This is a genomic window from Komagataeibacter oboediens (assembly GCF_018491655.1).
Lineage (GTDB): Bacteria > Pseudomonadota > Alphaproteobacteria > Acetobacterales > Acetobacteraceae > Komagataeibacter > Komagataeibacter oboediens.
In genome coordinates this window covers 65,872-85,953 of sequence record NZ_JABLUU010000013.1, presented here as the reverse complement: position 1 = coordinate 85,953, position 20,082 = coordinate 65,872, and the positions used below count along the sequence as shown (strand labels likewise).

Here is a 20,082-nt window from a genome sequence, read left to right as displayed (position 1 = left end):
TTACGTCATGTCGGAGCCGGGAAAGGTGACGCACACGCCAAACCCCCTGCCGGACCCGTCCAGCGGGGAGCGCAGGCGCAGTGTCGCATCCATCTGTGTCGCGATGTTACTGGCGATGGCCAGGCCAAGGCCGCTGCCATGCGTGCCTGTCCCGCCGCGCACGAACGGGCTGGTCAGCCGGTCCAGCATGTCCGGCGGCAGTGCGGGGCAGTCATTGGTTATGTCGATGCCGCCATCAGGCAGTACGGTCACACGCACGGGTGTGCCGTGTTTCCCATGCAGCAGGGCGTTTTCAAGCAGGTTGCGCAGCATGATGCCCGTCGCATCCATGTCGCCATGCACGAATATATGGCTGATCCCGTTGGGTGTCAGGATAATGCCCTGTCCGTCATGCGGGTTGTGGCCAAGGTCGTCTACCAGCACATGCACAACGGTCAGCAGGTCGAACCGGTTACGCCGGAAGGCAATGCCGGAGGTGGCACGGGAAAACTGCAGCAGCTTTTCCACCGTCCGGCCCAGCCGGCGGGTACGCTCGGCAATAATGTCCACCCGTCTGCCCGCTTCCGGGTCCGGCTGTACCATGCGGCCCAGCATCTGCACCTGCGCCAGCAGGGCGGCCAGCGGGTTGCGCAGTTCGTGCGCGGCACTTGCAGCAAAGGCCCGTTCGGTAGACAGCGCCGTTTCCAGCCGCGACAGCAGGGTATTGACCGCATGCTGGATGGGGACCAGTTCAACCGGCAGGTCGAGTGATGGAACCGGCCGCAGGTTCCCGCTGCCGCGGGACTGCATTTCGTCATGCAGGCGGTCCAGCGGGCGCAGGGCGCGTCGGACGATCAGGCGCACCAGCCACCAGATGACAGGCAGGGACATCAGCACCGGCATGACTGCGATTGCCGTTGCCCGCCATGTCGCACCCCGCCGGTGCAGCGTGGGTTCACCCACCAGCACGCGATAGGCCGTCATGGTGGGGGCTGCGACATAGACCCGGAAGTGCGGCGTGCTGGTGAAACCCGTACGGATGTCGGACACAAAGGGCCGGACGGGTGCGTTCTGGGACCGCAGCACCACATGCCCCGCCTGGTCGACCACCTGATAGGCCAGCGTCCGTGGCCCGACATCGGGAACCCATGCCACATTGTCCGACTGCGACCCGTGTGGCTGCGCGGCGACGGTGGCCTGCAGCCGTTCGGACACTTCCTGCAGGGAATTGTCCAGCCGTTCCGTTATTTCGTGGCGGGTAAACCCCGCGACGGCAAGGCTGAGGGCCAGCAGGCTGAGCGTTACCGCGCTCAGGACACTGCTGACGATGCGGGTGGCAAGGCTCCAGCTTTTCATGCTGGCGTGCCATCGGCCAGGCAGTAGCCCCGGCCACGGACGGTCCGGATGGTGGCCGTGCCCACCTTCTTACGCAGGCGGCTTATGAACACCTCGACCGTGTTGCTGTCCACATCATGATCCAGCGCGTACAGGGCCGTGTCGATCTGCTGGCGCGAATAGATCCGGCCCGGATGACGCGACAGCAGTTCCATGATGGCCCATTCCCGCGCGGTCAGGTCCAGTACCTGCCCGTTGCGCAGGACGGCGCGGCTTTCCCGGTCGATCATGATGTCGCCAGCCCGGTAATGCGCGCGCCTGCGCGGGGTGGCATAGCGTCGCGCCACGGCGGCGATGCGGGCGACAAGTTCATTCAGGTCATAGGGTTTGACGATATAGTCATCCGCACCATCGGACAGCCCTGCGATGCGGTCGCTGATCTGGTCTTCCGCGGTGGTGATGAGAATGGCAATGTCAGATGACGTCCTGCGGATTTCGCGCAGCAGGTCGCGCCCGTTCCCGTCCGGCAGCCCAAGATCAAGCAGCATGAAATCATAATCCACCGTCGCCACGGCCGCACGCGCATCCTCCAGCGTCGTGAACCAGTCCACGGCATGGCCATCCAGCCGCACGCGTTCCTGCACTGCGGCGCCAAGGTCATGTTCATCTTCCACAATAAGGATACGCATCAGTCCTGAACCCTTTCACGCATGACCCGGGCGTAAAGTGACGGCAGCACCAGCAGCGTCAGCAGCGTGGAGGTCACCAGTCCACCAATCACCACGCTGGCCAGCGGGCGTTCGACCTCCGCCCCGGCGCTGTCGGAAAACGCCATGGGAAAGAAACCAAGGCTCGCCACAAGTGCAGTGGCCATGACCGGGCGGAAGCGGGACTGGGCAGCGGCGAAGGCCGCCTGCGCCACCACCATGCCCCGCGCCCGCAGGGCCGCGATCGCGCTGACCAGCACCACGCCGTTGAGGATCGCCACGCCAAACAGCGCAATGAAGCCGATCCCGGCGGAGATGCTGAACGGCATGCCCCGCACCGTCAGCGCCACAATCCCCCCGGTTGCCGCCACCGGCAGGTTGACGAATACCAGCAGCGCGGGCCGGACCGCGCCAAACGCCACGACCAGCAGGGCAAAGATCAGGCCAAGCGCCATGGGCAGCACGATTTCCAGCCGCTGCATGGCCGACTGCAGGTTACGGAATTGCCCGTCCCACTGCATGGTATAGCCTGCGGGCAGGTTCACGTCGCGCGCTACGCGCGCCTGTGCCTCGGCCACGTAGGACGCAAGATCCCGTCCGCGCACGTTGGCCTGCACCACCATGCGCCGGCGCACCCTGTCGCGGCTTATGCGCGGCGGGCCATCGACTTCACGCACATGCGCCACCTGCGACAGCATGACGCTGCCCTGCCCGTCCATGCGCCGGACCTGCAGCGCGCCAATGGCGGCGGCAGAACCGGCAATGCGGGGATCAAGGCGCACCTGCGTGCTGATGATGGCGTTATCCACAGTCACCGGCCGACTGCCGATATGCCCGCCTATGGCCTCCACCGTGTCCAGAATGTCCTGCACCGCCACGTTGCGGCTGGCCGCCTGCGTGCGGTCGATGTCGGCCACGATCAGCGGCACGGTGCCATCACCCGCTGCCGCAACATCCGCTGCCCCCTTCACCCCCGACATGGTGGCCACGACCCGGTCGCCCAGATCGGCCAGCGTGGTCAGATCATCGCCGAAGATCGAGACGGCAATCTGGGTGCGCACGCCCGACAGCAGGTCATCCATGCGCATCTGCACCGGCTGGCTCCAGGAATACAGCGCATCGGGCAGTTCGCGCCGCAGGGTATCATCCATCGCGGCCACAAGGCCTGCCTGCGTGCGTGCGGTTTTCCATGTGGAGGGTGGATTGAGGAAGATGAAGCTGTCGGTCTCGTTCACGCCCATCGGGTCGGTGGGAATGGCGGACGTGCCCGTATTGCTGATCACGGAGCGAACTTCGGGAAAGCGGCGCAGGATCTGCTCCTGCTTCGTGACCGACGTCAGCACGGTATCGAGCGAGGCCGAGGGCAACCGCGTGGTGGTGACCGCCAGCGCCCCTTCGTCAAGCTGGGGTATGAACTCGCCCCCCAGCCGTGTCGCAAGCCCTGCCGATATGGCCAGCACTGCAACCGTGCCGCCAAACAGGATGCGTGGATGCGCCTCCCCCCATGCCATCATGCGTGTATAGGGGCGGCGCATGAGGGCAATCAGCCTTGTATCGCCCACGGGCCGGATGCGTCCCAGCGCAACGCTGGCCAGCACGGGCATGCAGATGAAGCAGTACGCAAGCGATGCCAGCAATGCCATGATGACCGTCTGTGCCATGGGGCGGAACATGTGTCCCTCGATCCCCTGCAGGGTCAGGATCGGCAGGTAAACCATGACGATGACCAGTATGGCGAACCCCACCGGGCGCATGACCTGCTGCACGGACGAAATGACGAGGGGCGCGAATTCCACCTCCGGTTCCGTCTCCCGCCGCGACAGCACGTGTTCGATCACCACCAGCGATCCATCGACGATCATGCCAAAATCGATCGCGCCAAGGCTGAGCAGGTTGGCCGAAATCCCGAACTGTCGCATTCCGGCCATGGCGCATACAAGGGCCACGGGAATGACGGAGGCAATGACAAGAGCCGCCTGCCAGCTGCCGATCACCACCACCAGCACGCCCACCACCAGCACCGCCCCCATTATCAGGTTGTCGCGCACGGTGGCGATGGTCTGCCCGGTCAGGGTGGCACGGGTATAGTAAGGTTCCAGCGTAACCCCCGCGGGCAGCGCCTGCCTTATGCCCGGCAGGGCGCGCTGGATGGCGGCAAGGGTGGCATTGGAACTGGCCCCGCTTTCCATCATGACCACGCCGATCACGATTTCCCCCTGCCCGTCCCGGGTCACGGCGCCCAGCCGGGTACGCGCCCCGGTGGTGACGCGGCCAAGGTCACGCAGCCGCACGATCGAGCCATCGGCATTGGTCCGCACGGCAATATTGCCGAAATCGGCAAGGCTGGCCACCAGCCCGCGTCCGACCACGCTCTGCTGTTCGGCATGGTGGGCGATCCATCCGCCGCCGGATGCCGCGTTGTTCGCATCCACGGCGCGATAGACGTCACCTGCCGACAGGCCGGCCCCGATCAGCCGCGCGGGGTCCAGTATGATCTCATAGGTTTCTTCCGCCCCGCCATTGACGTTGACATCAACCACGCCGGGCACAAGGCGCATCTGCGGCACCACGGTCCAGTTCATGATGCGGTTGAGATCCATGAGAGACCGGCCGCCGCCATGAATCTGAAACTGCATGATTTCGCCCATACCGGTGGCCAGCGGTCCCATGCTGACCGTAATGCCGGGCACGGATATGCTGGCGCGCGCCTGCTGTATGCGTTCGTTCACGCGCGTGCGGTCAAGGTTGATGTCGGTGTCATCGGCAAACTGCACGTACACGACCGATACCCCCCCGCGGGAGACCGAGCGCAGGTCGGTCATGCCGGGAATGCCGGTCATGCTGGCCTCGACAGGAAAGGTTATGAGCTTTTCCACTTCCTCCGTCGCAAGGCCAGGTGCGACGACCGAGACAAGCACCTGTTTTGGCGAAATATCGGGCACGGCCTCCACCGGCAGGCCCAGCACTGTCGCAAGTCCGGCCACCAGCAGAAGGCCAAGCCCGCCCAGTACAAGCATGCGCGCACGCAGCAGGGCTTCAAGATACCTGCGCGCCATCAGTCCGCATCCATCCCGGCAAGTCCGATGACCGAGCGCAGGGCGAAGCTGCCGTGGTCCACCACCGCTGCGCCCCCGTTCAGCCCCGAGCGTATGACCGCCTGCGTCCCGTCATCCAGTGCGACATCGACCACGACGGGCCGGTAATCCGTCTCGCTTTCCCGCACGAACACCACGCTGCGTCTGTCGATGTGCTGTATGGCCCCCGACGGTATGACGATCCCCGCCACGCTGTCGCGCTGCGCCAGTGTGCTGTCCAGCACCATGCCGGGCATCAGGACACCATGCGGGTTGGCCACGTGTCCTGTCACCCGCACCAGTCCCGTCAATGGACTGGCCATCCCCCCGACCGTGTCGATCCGCGACGTTAGCATCCCGTCCGCCGTGCGCGTGACCTGCTGCCCTCCGGGCCGGACCAGCGCCGCCTGATCGGGCGGAATGTCGGAAACGATCCATACGGTTGACAGGTCCGCCACCGTCGCGACGTCCGTGGCTGGCGTCAGGTCGCCCGCTACGGCGGCATCAAGCGCCTGTACCATGCCATCTACCGGGGAGATCAGGGTCGATGTCTCGTCCTGTCCCGCGTGTCCGGTCTGTTCGGACGTGGAATTGAATTCCTCCGCGAAACGGTGGCCCAGCGTGTCCACATCCGCCTGTCGCGCGCGCGTGGTGGCGTCCGCCTGTGCCAGTGCATCCTGCCTGTGGCGCAGTTCGGCTACGGAGATGGTTTCCCCGACAAGCGTCCTGGCCCGCTGCACGGCGGCGGCGGCATCGTTCCTGGCCGCGATGGCGGCTGTCAGCGCCGCATGCATCTGGATGGCCTGCAGGCGGGCGACATGCAGGGAATGATCCTGGTACCGCAGCAGCGCCTGCCCGCGTGCCACATGCGTGCCCGGCTGGACCAGAACCGACAGCACCTTGCCACTTCCCGCCGGGTATATATGCACGACCCGCGTCGTATCGGGCATGATCCGGCTTATGACCGGCAGCACGGGCGCAACCGTGCCGGGTGTAGCCGTGGCGATGGTCACGCCCTCATTGGTGACAGCCGCCGCGTCCAGCTTCACGACGGGGGGCAGTGTTCCCTCATCCGCCCGGGCCTGCAGGCAGCCGGGCGCCAGAAGCAGCAGGGAAAGGGCAATGCGTTTCATGGCACGATGCCCGTGGCGATCAGCATGCGGATGCTTGCGACATGCCATTCCACCTCGGCCCGCGTGCTGGCCAGCCGGGTGCTGGCAGCCGCCTGTCGGGCGGCCAGTGCCGTGTCCAGACTGGCCTCACCCACGCGCCATGCATGTTCCTGTGCCGCGGCGCGCCGTTCCATGCTTTCGGCGGCGGTGCGGGTGGCCTGTCGCGCCGTGGTGGCTGCGATCAGGCGTTCACGCACGCGCATCAGTTCCAGGTGTACCATGCGTCTTGCCTGTGTTTCCTGACTGGTGGCCGTGGCCAGCCGGTTGCGCGCTTCGGACATGATGGGGGTGTTGCGGACCTCGCTGGGCAGGGGAATGCTGAAATTCAGCCCCACGCGATCATCCCACGGGCTGCCGTACTGCTTTTCATGAATCGCATCCACGCCAATTTCCGGGTTGGGCATGAAGGAACGGCGTGCCAGCGTCATATTGGCTTCCGCGGCCTCCACATTCCGGTGCGCAACCTTTATGCGGGGGTCGTTGTCCTCCATGTCACGGGGTGCGACGAAGCGGGCATGGGTGACATCACCGTCCCCATAACGCGCCAGATCCGGCATGACCGGGCGGCCCAGCAGTGCCTCCAGTGTGGAAGTGGCGTTTTCTGCCTCCTCCCGTGCCAGTGCCAGTTCATTCCGGGCGTTTTCCATGGCCGCCTGTGCCATCTGGGTATCGGCCTGGGCCAGTTCGCCCCCGCGCAGCGCGTGCGTGGCGCTGGTGGCCATGCGTGCCGTCGCGTCGTACAGGGTGCGGGCCGTGTCCATGCGGGTACGGGCGATCAGGGCGGCGGCGCTGGCATCAAGCACCCGGATGGAGAGCGCCATGTGTTCGACATTGAGCTGTTCAGTAATGGAGGCCGCTTCCGCGCTGGCCACCTGCCGGGTCGCGCTGCCCTGCCCCGGCAGCCATAGCGGCACGGACACCCCGCCCTGATAGGTCGTATAGCCTTCATTACTGCCCAGCATGTGGTCATCCATGTATTCCCCCGACAGGGTCGGCCCGCCGGCAAACCATGACCCGGCGGCGCTGGCGCGCGCCGTGGCGGAATGGTGGCCGACCTGCAGTTCGGTGCGGACGGGATCGATGGCCCATGCCATGCCGACCGCATCATGGAATGACGGGCCGGACTGCGGCACCTGCGCCCATGCGGGAGAGAACCACATCACGATACAGGTCATGGCAACAGGCAGGCGCATGGGCGGCATGGGAGTGTTCACGCTTTTCCCGTCATGGAATGACGGGACCGCCGTGGCCGATCCGCGCGGCCAGATCCTCCCACAGCCGCGCCATTGTCAGATTGATGTCGGAGGTGACCGAAAACGGGGACTGGGAACGCGCCAGCGGGGAAAGGGACATGCGCTCCCCGATCACGAAATGCCCTTTTGAAAACAGCCGGGTGGAAATCGCGCCCTGCTGCCCCTGGCCTATGGGCCGCGTAACGGAAATGCGCAGGTGTGGCGATGGGTCTGCAATAAGGCTGAACGCATGCAGTTGCGCCGCACCGGACGGGCAGGATACGCCCCGCACCACGGCATCATGCAACACCGAGTGCGGATAGCCCCCGTACATGCCATCCACATGCAGCCGGATACCGCCCCGGTCTGTCGCGCATATGCTTTCCGGCCCGCTTTCTGCCCGGGCGGCCTGCGTGGTCAGGACGACATGACACGCGGCATACAGGCAGGCCAGCAACATCCTTCGCATGATATGCGTCTATTCCCCGTCATATATAAAGTGCCGGTCATCGTGATGATGACACCCTGCTGATAACAGGAAAACCTGACGCGAACCTGAATATCCGGTTCAGGGAAGGAATTTATATGAAATTCTATTATGAAAATGATTATCATTTAAATAAAAATCGTTCTCCATGGCGCATGTCGATGTGTCATTACTTTGAATTCTGTTTGAAAAGTTGGCCTGCGACACCCGAAACCATCTGTCATCCATGTCAGTGAACTATTTGCAAATAATATCCAGTTTGTCTGGCTGGTGCGCGCCCCGGCAGCGATGGCCATTGCCGTGCATGACGGTGTCCCCGCATGATCCGTGGTGGCCCGTCACGGGCCGGGGCCTGCCACCCGAAGCGCCTGCATCCCGCCATGATGCGTCGATCACCACGAGTTTCTTTGCACCAGCCCCTGACCTGTTATCTATCAGACGTCAGGTTATCTGCAGGAGTACGTTCGTGTCGGGCACAGCACCTACCAACGCCATGGGAAAAGCCGACCAGATGCAGTCCGGGCTGACGCGCGTGCTGCAGAACCTGCCAGCCCTGCGCTATTTTCATACGGTCGCCCTGACCGGTTCGTTTCGTGCGGCAGCGGAGAAGCTGAATATCGCCGCATCCGCGGTCAACCGTCATGTGCGCCAGCTTGAGGCCGCCATCGGCCTGCCGCTGTTTGAACGCCGTAGCCGCGCGCTCACGCTGACCGATGCGGGTGAGACGCTGCTGCGCAGGGTGACCCGGATCCTTGATGAAGTCGCGATGACGGGCGAGGAACTGGCCGACCTGCACCACCTGTCGCCCGGGCATGTCCGGATCGGTGCCCATGACGCGCTGGCACGTGAAATGCTGCCGCACCTGATCCTGTCCTTTGCATCACGTGATCCGCATGTCCGTTTCACCATCCGGACAGGACGCGCGCCCGAACTGCTGGCGCATCTTGGCGGTGGACGTCTTGATATGGTCTTTGTCTATGATGCCCCGACAGACATCAATATCAGGGTTGTGCGGGAATACGCGCTCGAAACCTGTGCCGTCATGCGTCATGACCACCCGCTGGCATCACGGGATTTCGTGACACTGCACGAGTGCAGCGCCTACCCACTGGCCCTGCCGGATGATGCCGCCTACCTGAATGCGTTCCGGAAACGGCTTGCCATGCGCGAACCGTCGGGATGCCTGCCGTTCCTGACAACAAATTCCTTCCAGATCATGCGGGATTTCGCAGCCCGGAGCGACCTTGTCTCGCTACAGACGCCGCTGCCGGCACAACTGTGCCCACGTAACCCGGCCCTGTCCTACGTGCGGGTTGCGGAACCCCTGGCGCGGTACAGCCTGATGGGGTGCTGTATCATGACAGATGACGGCCTTTCGGATGCCTGCCGGGGTTTCCTTGACCACGGTCTGGGCATCCTTGATGGCGCGCTTGCATGATCGTGCACATGTGCGGGAAAATCACCGGGCACGTCCCCCCGTCAGGGTACGCATGGCCACAACCTCGCCCAGCCCGACCAGGCCGTAAAGGATCATGGAAACGGTGGTTGTCACGGTGACGCGCGCCCATAACCCGTCATAATCCGACATCGATACGGCATTGAGCAGCATGTACCCCATGCCGCGCCCAGTTGCCAGCCATTCAGCGATCAGCGCCCCCGTCATCGCCAGCGGGGCGGCAATGCGGAGTGCTGCGAATATGGACGGCAGGGCCGCCGGTAACTGGACCCTGCGCAGCGCGTCCACACGCCCCCCGCCATTGGCTGCAATCAGGGCAAGCGCCGTGCGGGGCGTCTGTGCAAAAGACTGGGAAACGGTGACGAACACCGGAAAGAACGTGACGATGGTGCCGACAGTCACAACAATTGCCTCCCCGCGGCCGAACAGCAGGATCAGCAGGGGCGTCGTGGCGATGAGCGGTATGGCCTGCATGATGAAGACCGGCCCGGCAAGCAGCCGGTGAAGCGGCGGCCAGAGCTGTGAACACATGGCCAGAACCAGCCCGGCCATGATCCCGCCGACCAGCCCCGCCGCCATGTCCTGCAGGGTTATCCCCAGTTCCCCGGCAATCGCGCTGATCCGCGGCGGTCCTTCCGCCCCATCGGTCAGGTAAAGAAGCACATCATACGGGGACCGCCCCACATAGGGCGTTACCCCGGACATGCGCAGCACCAGCCACCATGCGCCCAGCGCGAGTACCGTCGTCCCGGCCAGCCGTCCCGCGCCATGCAGCAGCACCCGCATGCGGTTCGGGCCTGCCGTCCAGCCGGCACGCAGGGCCTCGCTGTCGCGTGCCAGATCAAGGGGCATGTCGCGTGCCCAGTGCGTGCAGGCATGTCCCACAATGCCGACGCCGGCATAAAGCACCCCCGCGAATGCCGCCGAAACCAGTGTGACGGCGCATGTCCGCGACAGATCGAGGCTCTGCTGGGCATTGATCAGCAACACCCCGAGTCCATGTTCCGCACCAAGGAATTCCCCGACCATCGCCCCCAGCACCGAAGCGGGCGCCGAGATCCGCAGTGCCGCGAACCACGCAGGCAGCGCAGCACGCAACCGCACCCGCAACAGGGCCTGAAGCGCAGTGCCGCCAAATGCCGTGACCAGTAACGTCTGCGATGGCGAACACGCGCGCAGCCCTGTCATCGATCCCACCAGCATCGTGAAGAATGACGCGAGGGCCGCGAGCATGATGCGTGGCCCGTCGCCGTCCAGCACGATCATCAGGACAGGCCCGATGGCCAGTGACGGCAGGCAGTAGGACATGACGCCAAGCTGGAACAGGCCGGGCGCCAGGACGGGCCACATCGTGGCAGGCAGGGCGCACAGGGCGGCAGCCACGGTGGCCCCTGCCCATCCCGGCAGTGCGCAGCGCAGGGTCGCAAGTCCCGCATTCCAGTAAAGTGCCGGCCCGTCGGTTCCGATACGGCGCATGATGGCAAGTGGCCCGGGCAGCGCCACGACAAGGGCTGCGCACTGCCATAACAGTACGACCGCCCCGAAACTGCCGCCCCACGCCAGGGCAGGCCGTAGGTTACTGTACCGCCGCATGGTCATTCCCGCATTCCGGCGGACCCTGCCGCGGTCGCCACGTTCGTGAACAGGACCTCGCTACAGCGATCGCAGAGTTCATGGAAACGCGCGCTACGCAGCATGGCGGGCGTGCGTGGATATGGCAGGTCGATCGCGATCGTACTGACGGCCCGCCCCGGGCGGGACGCCATGACCACCACCTGATCCGACAGGAACACGGCTTCGGCAATGGAATGGGTGACCAGAACCGTCGTGACCGGACGCGCGGCACGGATGCGCTGCAGTTCCAGATGGAGGTGCAGCCGCACCACCTCGTCCAGCGCGCCGAACGGCTCATCCAGCAGCAGAACGGCCGGGATGGCGGCCAGTGCACGGGCGATCGCCACGCGCTGGCGCATGCCGCCTGACAGCTGTGCCGGCAGGGCATTCTCGAAACCCGAAAGTCCCACCATGTCGATCAGTCCCTGGATCTGATGGCGGTCTGCCGGCCGCCGTGCGAGTTCCAGCGGCAGGCAGATATTCGACCGGACGGAACGCCACGGCAGGAGGGACGCATCCTGAAACGCAATACCGATCTGGTGGCTGGCGCGCATGTCACCGGGATGACGCCCGTCGATCAGGATCGAACCGGCATCGGGCACGTCCAGTCCTGCGAAAAGACGCAGCAGCGTCGATTTGCCGCACCCCGATGGCCCGAGCAGGGAGACAAGCGTCCCGGCCGGGACATCAAGGTCCATGGCCTCCAGCGCGACGACGGGTGTCACGCCAAGCGCGAACGTGCGTGTGACGCCACGCACTATGATCGCGGCACCCGCGCTGTCCGGTGCGGGCGCGTTCAGCTGCCTTCTCCATCCCCGTCCCCGAGGTACAGTCTGCGCAGGTATGCGTTGTATCTGGAGGGGACCTCATTGATCTGGTTGTCCAGTCGCGCGCCATTGCGCCACCAGTGTTCGGGCCCGTTGCCGCGTTCCACGCCCCGGCGGGTATGCATGTCGAGGTGGTAGTCCTCGATTTCTATGCGGCGTTCACCCCGCGCCAGACTTTCGCGTGCCCAGCAGGCGAGTTCCATACTCAGCCTGTCCTTCCGCGCGGTGGCCAGTATCCGTATGGCATGGGCGCCGTACATCCAGCGATCACCCGGATCAGCCATCCGTTTCGCCTGCTGGTACAGCGCCTCGATCACCGCTGGTCCATCGGGGAAGCCCATGCCGACATCTTCCGTCGTGATGATTTCCAGACGCCGCCAGAGCATCTCCTCGGTTTCCGTGCTGTCGAAAAACAGTTCGCATCCGGCCAGAATGGCTTCTTCCACCATTCCGCGCCGGATTGATTTCTGCAGCACCGAGCGCAGTTCATCAGCAGCATAGCCGTTGCGGGTAGTCGTGCGGCTCCATAAATCCTGACTCTGGTAATTTTCGGCCATCGGCATTCCTTTCGGGAACAATCAGCGTGTCGTGGCGCCCTGGCGCGCTTCGACAAGGATTTCGTTGGTAAACATGTCCGGGCTTGCGGCCAGCCCGCCCAGGCGCAGGATACGCACCGTGTCCGCTATGCTGGCATCGCTCATCCAGAACAGGCCCTTGCTGTCCGTATTTGCGTCCATCATCAGGTCGTTGCTGGCCCGGCAGGACTGTTCTTCCGCCTTCAGGTCCAGGCCATTGCCCTTTCCGAACGTGTTGACGGTCAGGTCCGCCCCCAGCGCGGGATCGGCAATCGCGGCCTGCCATCCCTGAATGTCCGCGCGCATGAATGATACCAGCATGGCGCGCCGGGCCGGGTCCTGCAGGCTGTCCGCCCGGACCACCAGTGTCGCGCCCATCACGGTATAGCCGAACCGGGCGAAGGGCACGACCGCCGTCTGGTGCCCCGCGACCTCAAGGTGCACGACGTTGTCATTCAGGTAGCCAAAGAACCCGTCCACGTCGCCCGCGATAAGGGGCGCCATGTCGAACTGGACCGGCACGACCGTAATGGACGCCGGATCGATATGGTTGAGGCGCAGGAAAGTACGCCATACGACAAGGTTGACGCTCTGGACGCCGATCCTGCGACCGATCATGTCCTGCGGCGTGCGCATCGGGTGCCCCGACAGCAGGGAGGCGATGCAGAACGGGCTTTTCTGGTATCCCGCCCCGATGACTTTCAGCGTGGCGCCGTGCATGTTCGCCATGACGGTGTTATCGGGCATGGTCTGGGCCAAAAGCGCCTTGCCAGACATGACGACCGGCTCATGCGGCATGGTCGGTCCACCTGCAAGCAGTGTGACATCCAGCCCCTGCTCCCGGAAAAATCCCTTTGCCAGCGCAATATATTCACCCGCGCCCTGAAAGTTCTTGATCCAGCTGAGCTGGTAACTGCACGGTCGCAACTGCGTTTCAGCAAAGGCGCGTGTGCTTATGGCAAGCGAGCCTGCGATACATGACGAGATGAAGCCGCGACGATTCATGATCCGACTACTTCCCCCGTTTCAGTAATTATAGGATTCCGATGCGCCAAAACAGTATTCGCGCACGATGTCACTCAGCCAGCTGCTCAGGGCGTCATAAAGCGTCTCACCAATTTCCGGCGTCCCCAGCGATGGACAGCCCAGAATGCCCTGGAATGCCTCATCCCTGATCGTGGTGGCCCGCGGTATGTAAACCCCGCCCCCGGCCGTGACCGGATGGGCGAATGGCGTGGCGGAGCGCGTGGCGGCAACATGGTAGTCGCGCGCAAGGTCCATGCGGACCAGCGCGGGATGCTGTGCCAGCATCCGGGCGGTTTCCCCCGCGCCGCCATGCCCGTCGCGCGCGCCGGGCGGCAAGTCCGTAAAGACCTGTGGCAGGAGGGAGACAACATAGGGCAGCCAGTTTGCGACGATAACACGCAGCCGGTCCCCGGTTTCCTCGGTCAGTTCACGTGCCGCGACCATCAGTGCGCCAAGTGACAGATCATGGCCCATGGCCAGCACGATGGTATTCACGCCGTCGCGGTGCAGGTTCAGGCAGACTTCCTTGGTCAGGACCGCAAGTGTCGAGGGGCGGATGTTGATGCAGCCCGCAAACCGGACATTGGATACGGGCCCGAACGGAATTGTCGGGCCGAAAATGACATGCCGGTTTTCATGCGCAAGCTGCAGGACGCTGCGCCGGACAATTTCGCTGATCTGGAAATTGTCCTGACCCAGCGGCAGATGCCCGGCGTGCTGTTCCACCGCGCCGACGGGCACGATGGCGCAGTCCGTCATGGCAAGCTGGCCCGCCAGTTCGGCCGATGTCATACATTCCCATGATTTGGGGCCACGGACCTCGTACAGAATGTCATCCGAAGACGGAGGAAGCATTACGGCATATCCCTGCGGGTAAGGGTGGCAGTGGGTTCGGAAACACGATAGCGCACTGCAATGCGTATCAAACAATCAATTTGATGCCGAAACGACATCAAATTGATGTTTGCCTGACATGCCGGGCGCACGCTCAATGGAGACGTGGCGATACCGACATATCTGCATGGAGCCCTGGATACGCGATGAAAACCACCGAGATCAGCCCCAATGATATCAACGCCGACATCATGGCCCTGCCCCCGGTTGCACGGCATGGGGACGGGTCGTTCGACCTGACGGAAAACCGGCGCCTGAACGCATGGCTGCGCGATGGCGGCGTCCGTTCATTCATGTATGGCGGCGTGGCCAACCTGTTCAACCAGCCGCTCAGCACCTATGGGGCGCTGCTGGACCTGATCGAGGACATGGCGCAGCCGGATGAGTGGGTCATCCCCTCCATCGGCGCTGATTTTGGCAAGGCATGGGATCAGGTCGCGATCCTGCGGGAACGGGATTTTCCCACTGCCATCCTCCTGCCGTTTGCTCCTGTCAATGGCAACGGTGTCGCAACCGGCCTGCGTCGCCTGACAGACCGGCTGGGAAAGCCGCTGATGGTGTTCTTCAAGGATCCGGCTTATCTGTGCGTGACGGATGCCGCGGCCCTGATCCGCGATGGTGTGCTGTGCACGATCGAATACGGCATAGCGGCGGACGACGACGGGACGCATCCCTACCTTGCGCAGCTGGTCGACGTGCTGGGCAGTCCTGAGCGTATCATTGATGGCGCCGGGGAAAAGAGTATCGTCGCCACGGCCGGGTATGGCGTCCGGAACTACACATCCGGGTCCGGTGTCATTGCGCCACGGCTGTCAGTGCAGCTCCATGCCGCGATCCGCGCTGGTAAGATGGAGGAAGCGGAGCGCATTGCATCGCTGTTCGCACCATTTGAAGCCCTGCGTGCCCGGATATCCCCCATCCCGGTCCTGCATGACGGTGTGCGTCTGGCCGGGATTGCCGATACGGGCGTCATGGGACCGTTTTTCGCAAGCCTGACCGGTCGGGAGGCGGATGAGGTCAGGGCCCTGGCGGGCAGCCTGCTCCAGCATGAACAGGATGCACTGGCCATGTCATGACGCGATTGCGTCCGGCCCGTCTCCTACATAGGTCCCTTCGTCATGTCGCAGTCATACTGGGGAATATCTTTCCTGAGCATGAGGCATACATCCCGCGCCATCCGGTCGCGCAGGGATTCATTCAGGTCATGCGGAAACGCCTGACCCGTTTCGATAACAGTCCTGACCTGGCTGTAGACGGGATCGTCACGAACCTGCTGCTGATCCCAGAACGGACGGGTGCCAACCAGAAGGTGTCGTGCGGGCGTTCCCTGCGGCAAATCCTGGGAAAAGGCGATATATGTCTTTATTTCCTTTCCCGTCATCATGGTCGTGAATGCGGTGCTGTCGGCCTGGCATGACGCACTGGAACATGATGTCCTGTTCGTGACAAAGGCATCGCTGTACAGCATGGTCTGGCCATTTTCGCCCCATGGCACGGGGATCATGGCAAGGGATGCGGCATGGGTGGGGTTGAACAGGTTGATATAGAAGCTCTGTTCAGAAAAACCGATATCAAAACCGCTTTTTCCTTCGGCAAAGATCCTGTCGACATCACCATCCGCGGCGCGGCTGAGCGTCCCGTCAACACAATGGTTTTCCTTCCCATCCGTGCAGGTAATGGCAAGGCGCATGAGGCTGTTCACGACCTGCGGGTCGGGCGGCATACGGAAGGCACCGCGGATATGGTCATAGCCATAACGTTGCACGTATCCGTCTATATAAAGGGACGGCAGGCGTGTCGTGCCTGAAAAATCAGCGGAAATATGGCGTTTTCCCGCCGGTTCGCGATTGAGGTAGGACATGAACTGGTCCAGTCCATGTATATCCTTGATATCCGGGGAATAGGAATAGAGGAAATCGAGACACAGCCAGCTTGGCACGGCATAGGTCACGCCATGGTACAGTACGGCATCGTGGCCCGGTTGCCATGGGGCGTCCCCGCTTATGCGTACCGGCGCGATGCGTTTATGGGCGGCAAGGAATTCGATGTATAATGTATCCAGTTCGACGACATCATACCCCCTGCCGGACAGGAGCCGCAGCAGACGGGCGGGATTATAGATATCCACGTCCTCGCTCATTACGGCGTTCAGCAGCACGTCCGGGTTGCTGTCCTGATAGGTGGTGATGACATGCTGGACCAGTGTCTGGAAATTGCCGTTTGGCAGGCTGGGAATGAATGGATAGAGCGATACATTCAGCACGCGCTTCTGCCTGCCGTTCAGCACGACGTACCCGTCCATTCCCTTTGGGGTTATGTGCATTTCACGGGTTTTCAGGCCGTTGCATTCAACACTGTTGATCATGCCGCCAGCCGGGGCGCCCACATGCGCCGTGTCCTGCGCCTTTACGGTAAAGACGGCATCCGCCCTGCCGCTGTCCACGATGTGGCATTGTGCATCCGCCGCGCCTGTATTGCGGACAACCAGATCACCGCACAGCGCCGCATGCGGCAGCGCCAGCATTCCCATGAGGGCGCACAGCCCCGCCCCCTGTCGCACCGGCGCATCGTGTGGCCGCATGACACGCTGGCGATTACTTGCTGAAGACATACCGGTATCCTGTCGTTGTACTGTAGCCATGTGCTGTCATGCTGCCATGATGGCGTTGTATATTTACGTCATCTCCGTCTGTCCGGCGGTCCAGAAAGCGGTTTCCAGCGATACGGCCGTCGTGAACAGGCGCGTCAGTTCAGGCAGGCGTGCCACGCCCCCGCGCCGGGCGGCCACGATATCAAGGCGGCTTACGCCCCTGCGCATCAGGTCCTGATAGGGTTCATCGGCATAGACGCTGACCCAGGAGAAATAGGGATTGCCTTCGCGCACGGTCGCCGGATCATTCGCCAGCGCCAGACCGATTTCGCCATATCCCACCAGGCAGGCCGAAAGTGCCACCAGGAGGTCAAGCAGGTCGCCTGCCTGCGCGCGGTCAAGGATGAAGCCCGCATAGGCACGCAGTTCCTGCGCTGGGGGATGGGCTTCCATTTCTGCGCGGCTAAGGCCCCAGCCTTCGCAATACGAAAAATGCATGGCCATTTCCGTATTCAGGATACCCGCCACGATATCGGCCGATTCCCGCATTTCTTCAAAACTGTCGCTTTTATAGACCGCAAGCGCGTACGCCCGGGCGTAATTAAGCAGGTACAGGTAATCCTGCATGAGAAACGCCCGGAACCGCGCGGGATCCAGCGTGCCATCCGCCATGCCGCGTACGAACGGGTGTCTCACGTAACCCTGCCACGCGGCCGGCGCCGCGTTGCGCAGCCGTGCAAAAAACGTCCCCTTGATGCATTCGGGGGTGGTATCCGGTCCTGTCTGGATATTCATGTCTGCATGCTTTCTCTATCTGGCGTGCCCTGCTGTGGTGGATTGCCGGCCGGATGGTTCAGTCCCCGTCTTCAGCCAGCTGGCCTGTCTGCATGACGTGCACGCGCATTGTCTGGTAGGCCAGTTCGCCGTGTCCTTCCAGAATGGCAAAGACAATCGTCTGGTGCTGGCCGTGGGATACGGTCATCTGTTCGACTGATTCCATCCGTTCGACGCGTGTATAGGGCAGCACGCGCTGGCGCATCTGCGCTACGGAATCGGCCATGATCTCGTTATGGGCGCCCTGCCTGATTGCGGCATGCAGGCGTTCGTTATGCCGGTCGAAACCGGCACGGCTGCCCTTGCGTATGATGTCTGACAGTTCTTCGTTGATCGTATGCAGGTTGTCGCGTTCCGCGTCGCTCATACGTTCTGCCGCAAGTCTTGCGGTTGCTGCTTCAAGTTCGGCTATGACTTCCAGCGTCTGCAATACGCGGGCATCATTCATTTTGGTGACGATCACGCCCTGACGGGGGCGGATTTCAACTGTCCCCTGCGCGGCAAGGCGGCGCAGCGCCTCGCGCACCGGCGTGCGCGATACACTGAACATCTGCCCCAGGCTTTCTTCCTCCAGCCACATGCCGGGCGTAAAGACCCCGGATACGATCGCCTTCTGGATACGCTCCTGCACGATACTGGCCAGCGTGGGCGCGCGCGTCGTCCCCTTGCGGGCGGTGCGGCGGCCCCGCGCCCGGGCTGTTGCCGGCGTGACGTTTCCTGTCAGTGCATCTTCATCGGTCATAGGCGCGCAACAATTCCCTTCAGTTCCGTATAATGCTCTATAGCAGGGAAACCCGCAGCGCGTCCCCAGCCCGACTGCTTGAACCCGCCCATGGGAAACGCGGGATCGAAGAAATTATGCGTGTTGATGCATACATTGCCTGCCTTGATGCGCCGCGCCAGGGTGTGGGCGCGTGACAGGCCGGTTGTCCAGATACTGGCGTGCAGGCCGTAGATCGTGTCATTGGCCATGCGCACGACATCATCGATCTGGTCATCGCCAAAACGTCGGACACACAGGACCGGGCCGAAAATTTCCTCACGGTACAGTGCCGCCTGCGGGTCGACATCAACCGCAATGGTCGGCTGCATGAAATAGCCCGGGCCATCAACCGGTGCGCCACCCGTTGCGAAGTGTGTGCCGGTACGCGCTGCTTCTGCCAGATACCCGGCTACCCTGTCACGCTGCTCGGCTGAAACCAGCGGGCCAAGGCGGGTGGCATCATTCAGACCGTGCCCGATTTCCAGGTTGCGGGCAAAGGCGACAATGCCATCAAGCAGGCGGTCATATATGCGTTCGTGCACGAACACGCGCGACCCCGCCGTACAGACCTGCCCCGCGCTGAAGAAAATGGCGGATGCAATACCCGGCACCGCCTGTTCCAGATCGGCATCGTCCAGCACGATCATGGGCGATTTGCCGCCAAGTTCCAGAAAGACCCGCTTCATGTTCCCCGCTGCCGCGCGGATGATTTCGCGCCCGACCTGCGTGGAACCAGTAAAGGAGATCGCGTTGACATCCCCATGTCCGGCAAGCGCCGCCCCGGCGGTTTCACCTTCCCCCGACACGATATTGACAACACCGGACGGGAAGCCTGCTTCCGCGATCAGGCGGCCCAGATGCAGCGTGGTCAGTGCCGTCTGTTCTGCGGGCTTGAGGACCACGGTGCACCCGGCCGCCAGTGCCGGGGCCATGCGCCATATTGCCAGCTCCAGCGGGTAATTCCACGGCACGATAACCGCCACCACGCCAACCGGTTCACGTTCGGTATAGGCATGGAACGTGCCGGGGGCGGATACGGGTATGCTTTCCCCGTTTATCTTGGTGGACCAGCCTGCCATGTATTCCAGCATGCCGATCGATCCGGGCAGGTCCACAAGGCGGGTTTCAAAAACCGGCCGCCCGGTATCAAGCGCCTCCAGGCGGGCGAACACGTCCGTCTGCTGCGCCAGCAGGTCGGCCAGCCGCCACAGCAGGCGGCCACGCTCCGCGCCGTTCATGCGCGCCCATGGTCCGTCCTGCAGCGCACGGCGCGCGCTGGCCACTGCAAGGTCGACATCCGCGCTGCCCGAAAGGGGAATGCGTGCGATTTCCTGCCCGGTTGCCGGGTCGGTCACGGGAAAGGTTTCCCCCGACAGGCTGTCACGCCACTGGCCATCAATGAAATTACGATGCGGCGCTGACAGGATGGCGGACGCATCCGGCCCCAGCAGGGTTGCAAGGTCGGGTTCCATGCGGGAAGCCGTCATCGCGAAATCCTTTTCATCATGTATCTTCAT

17 protein-coding genes are annotated in these 20,082 nt (G+C 63.2%); 2 read left to right on the top strand and 15 right to left on the bottom strand.

Annotated elements, in window-relative coordinates; all coding sequences use genetic code 11:
* The 6 genes from HNO79_RS11450 to HNO79_RS11425 are packed head-to-tail and all read right to left on the bottom strand — an operon-like array spanning position 1 to position 7,968.
* Positions 1 to 1,335, bottom strand: a complete 1,335-nt coding sequence (locus tag HNO79_RS11450; RefSeq protein ID WP_214165252.1) for a sensor histidine kinase — start codon at positions 1,333 to 1,335, stop codon at positions 1 to 3.
* Positions 1,332 to 2,003 carry a response regulator transcription factor gene (locus HNO79_RS11445; protein WP_048856578.1) on the bottom strand — a complete coding sequence of 224 codons (672 nt, stop codon included), beginning with the start codon at positions 2,001 to 2,003 and terminating at the stop codon, positions 1,332 to 1,334. The genes HNO79_RS11450 and HNO79_RS11445 overlap by 4 nt, the downstream gene beginning before the upstream one ends.
* The gene (locus HNO79_RS11440) at positions 2,003 to 5,077 is read right to left on the bottom strand and encodes an efflux RND transporter permease subunit (protein ID WP_214165253.1); all 3,075 of its coding nucleotides are present in this window, start codon (positions 5,075 to 5,077) and stop codon (positions 2,003 to 2,005) included. The genes HNO79_RS11445 and HNO79_RS11440 overlap by 1 nt, the downstream gene beginning before the upstream one ends.
* On the bottom strand, positions 5,077 to 6,228 hold the full coding sequence (locus HNO79_RS11435) for an efflux RND transporter periplasmic adaptor subunit (protein ID WP_214165254.1): 1,152 nt from the start codon (positions 6,226 to 6,228) through the stop codon (positions 5,077 to 5,079). Before HNO79_RS11435 ends, HNO79_RS11440 begins: the two co-directional genes overlap by 1 nt.
* On the bottom strand, positions 6,225 to 7,481 hold the full coding sequence (locus tag HNO79_RS11430; RefSeq protein WP_110507268.1) for a TolC family protein: 1,257 nt from the start codon (positions 7,479 to 7,481) through the stop codon (positions 6,225 to 6,227). Before HNO79_RS11430 ends, HNO79_RS11435 begins: the two co-directional genes overlap by 4 nt.
* Before the next feature lie 10 nt (positions 7,482 to 7,491).
* Positions 7,492 to 7,968, bottom strand: coding sequence for a hypothetical protein (locus HNO79_RS11425; RefSeq protein ID WP_372380105.1), 477 nt, complete (start codon positions 7,966 to 7,968; stop codon positions 7,492 to 7,494).
* 484 nt (positions 7,969 to 8,452) lie between these two features.
* On the opposite strand from HNO79_RS11425, the gene HNO79_RS11420 reads away from it, so the two are divergent.
* Positions 8,453 to 9,424, top strand: coding sequence for a LysR family transcriptional regulator (locus HNO79_RS11420; protein ID WP_214165255.1), 972 nt, complete (start codon positions 8,453 to 8,455; stop codon positions 9,422 to 9,424).
* Positions 9,425 to 9,445: 21 nt separating this feature from the next.
* Here HNO79_RS11420 and HNO79_RS11415 read toward each other — a convergent pair whose 3' ends face one another.
* From HNO79_RS11415 to HNO79_RS11395, 5 genes are read right to left on the bottom strand one after another with little or no spacing between them, the layout of a single operon-like run.
* Positions 9,446 to 11,041 (bottom strand): ABC transporter permease, encoded by a 1,596-nt coding sequence (locus HNO79_RS11415; protein WP_214165256.1) that lies wholly within the window; start codon positions 11,039 to 11,041, stop codon positions 9,446 to 9,448.
* Positions 11,038 to 11,814 carry an ABC transporter ATP-binding protein gene (locus tag HNO79_RS11410; RefSeq protein ID WP_214165257.1) on the bottom strand — a complete coding sequence of 259 codons (777 nt, stop codon included), beginning with the start codon at positions 11,812 to 11,814 and terminating at the stop codon, positions 11,038 to 11,040. Before HNO79_RS11410 ends, HNO79_RS11415 begins: the two co-directional genes overlap by 4 nt.
* 38 nt (positions 11,815 to 11,852) lie before the next feature.
* Positions 11,853 to 12,440, bottom strand: coding sequence for a hypothetical protein (locus tag HNO79_RS11405; RefSeq protein ID WP_010515296.1), 588 nt, complete (start codon positions 12,438 to 12,440; stop codon positions 11,853 to 11,855).
* Positions 12,441 to 12,461: 21 nt separating this feature from the next.
* The gene (locus tag HNO79_RS11400) at positions 12,462 to 13,463 is read right to left on the bottom strand and encodes an ABC transporter substrate-binding protein (RefSeq protein ID WP_010515297.1); all 1,002 of its coding nucleotides are present in this window, start codon (positions 13,461 to 13,463) and stop codon (positions 12,462 to 12,464) included.
* Between the two features lie 21 nt (positions 13,464 to 13,484).
* A complete protein-coding gene (locus tag HNO79_RS11395; RefSeq protein ID WP_214165258.1) occupies positions 13,485 to 14,339 on the bottom strand; it encodes a creatininase family protein in 855 nt (284 codons plus the stop codon).
* A 185-nt stretch (positions 14,340 to 14,524) separates the two neighbouring features.
* Between HNO79_RS11395 and HNO79_RS11390 the strand changes: the two genes are divergently transcribed.
* Positions 14,525 to 15,454 carry a beta/alpha barrel domain-containing protein gene (locus HNO79_RS11390; RefSeq protein ID WP_214165259.1) on the top strand — a complete coding sequence of 310 codons (930 nt, stop codon included), beginning with the start codon at positions 14,525 to 14,527 and terminating at the stop codon, positions 15,452 to 15,454.
* Between the two features lie 23 nt (positions 15,455 to 15,477).
* On the opposite strand, the gene HNO79_RS11385 is transcribed toward HNO79_RS11390, so the two are convergent.
* From HNO79_RS11385 to HNO79_RS11370, 4 genes are all read right to left on the bottom strand, one after another.
* Entirely contained in the window at positions 15,478 to 16,989 is a 1,512-nt protein-coding gene (locus HNO79_RS11385) for a type 2 periplasmic-binding domain-containing protein (RefSeq protein WP_214165260.1), read from the bottom strand.
* 63 nt (positions 16,990 to 17,052) lie between these two features.
* On the bottom strand, positions 17,053 to 17,763 hold the full coding sequence (tenA, locus tag HNO79_RS11380; RefSeq protein ID WP_214165261.1) for a thiaminase II: 711 nt from the start codon (positions 17,761 to 17,763) through the stop codon (positions 17,053 to 17,055).
* Between the two features lie 58 nt (positions 17,764 to 17,821).
* Positions 17,822 to 18,544 carry a GntR family transcriptional regulator gene (locus HNO79_RS11375; protein ID WP_048856589.1) on the bottom strand — a complete coding sequence of 241 codons (723 nt, stop codon included), beginning with the start codon at positions 18,542 to 18,544 and terminating at the stop codon, positions 17,822 to 17,824.
* Positions 18,541 to 20,082, bottom strand: a complete 1,542-nt coding sequence (locus HNO79_RS11370) for an aldehyde dehydrogenase family protein (RefSeq protein WP_214165262.1) — start codon at positions 20,080 to 20,082, stop codon at positions 18,541 to 18,543. Before HNO79_RS11370 ends, HNO79_RS11375 begins: the two co-directional genes overlap by 4 nt.

Excerpts from the sequence above, each read along its gene's own strand:
- HNO79_RS11450 (WP_214165252.1), bottom strand. The coding sequence starts at position 1,335 with ATGAAAAGCTGGAGCCTTGCCACCCGCATCGTCAGCAGTGTCCTGAGC.
- HNO79_RS11445 (WP_048856578.1), bottom strand. The coding sequence starts at position 2,003 with ATGCGTATCCTTATTGTGGAAGATGAACATGACCTTGGCGCCGCAGTG.
- HNO79_RS11440 (WP_214165253.1), bottom strand. The coding sequence starts at position 5,077 with ATGGCGCGCAGGTATCTTGAAGCCCTGCTGCGTGCGCGCATGCTTGTA.
- HNO79_RS11435 (WP_214165254.1), bottom strand. The coding sequence starts at position 6,228 with ATGAAACGCATTGCCCTTTCCCTGCTGCTTCTGGCGCCCGGCTGCCTG.
- HNO79_RS11425 (WP_372380105.1), bottom strand. The coding sequence starts at position 7,968 with ATGCGAAGGATGTTGCTGGCCTGCCTGTATGCCGCGTGTCATGTCGTC.
- HNO79_RS11415 (WP_214165256.1), bottom strand. The coding sequence starts at position 11,041 with ATGACCATGCGGCGGTACAGTAACCTACGGCCTGCCCTGGCGTGGGGC.
- HNO79_RS11405 (WP_010515296.1), bottom strand. The coding sequence starts at position 12,440 with ATGGCCGAAAATTACCAGAGTCAGGATTTATGGAGCCGCACGACTACC.
- HNO79_RS11400 (WP_010515297.1), bottom strand. The coding sequence starts at position 13,463 with ATGAATCGTCGCGGCTTCATCTCGTCATGTATCGCAGGCTCGCTTGCC.
- HNO79_RS11395 (WP_214165258.1), bottom strand. The coding sequence starts at position 14,339 with ATGCTTCCTCCGTCTTCGGATGACATTCTGTACGAGGTCCGTGGCCCC.
- HNO79_RS11390 (WP_214165259.1), top strand. The coding sequence starts at position 14,525 with ATGAAAACCACCGAGATCAGCCCCAATGATATCAACGCCGACATCATG.
- HNO79_RS11385 (WP_214165260.1), bottom strand. The coding sequence starts at position 16,989 with ATGTCTTCAGCAAGTAATCGCCAGCGTGTCATGCGGCCACACGATGCG.
- tenA (WP_214165261.1), bottom strand. The coding sequence starts at position 17,763 with ATGAATATCCAGACAGGACCGGATACCACCCCCGAATGCATCAAGGGG.
- HNO79_RS11375 (WP_048856589.1), bottom strand. The coding sequence starts at position 18,544 with ATGACCGATGAAGATGCACTGACAGGAAACGTCACGCCGGCAACAGCC.
- HNO79_RS11370 (WP_214165262.1), bottom strand. The coding sequence starts at position 20,082 with ATGAAGATACATGATGAAAAGGATTTCGCGATGACGGCTTCCCGCATG.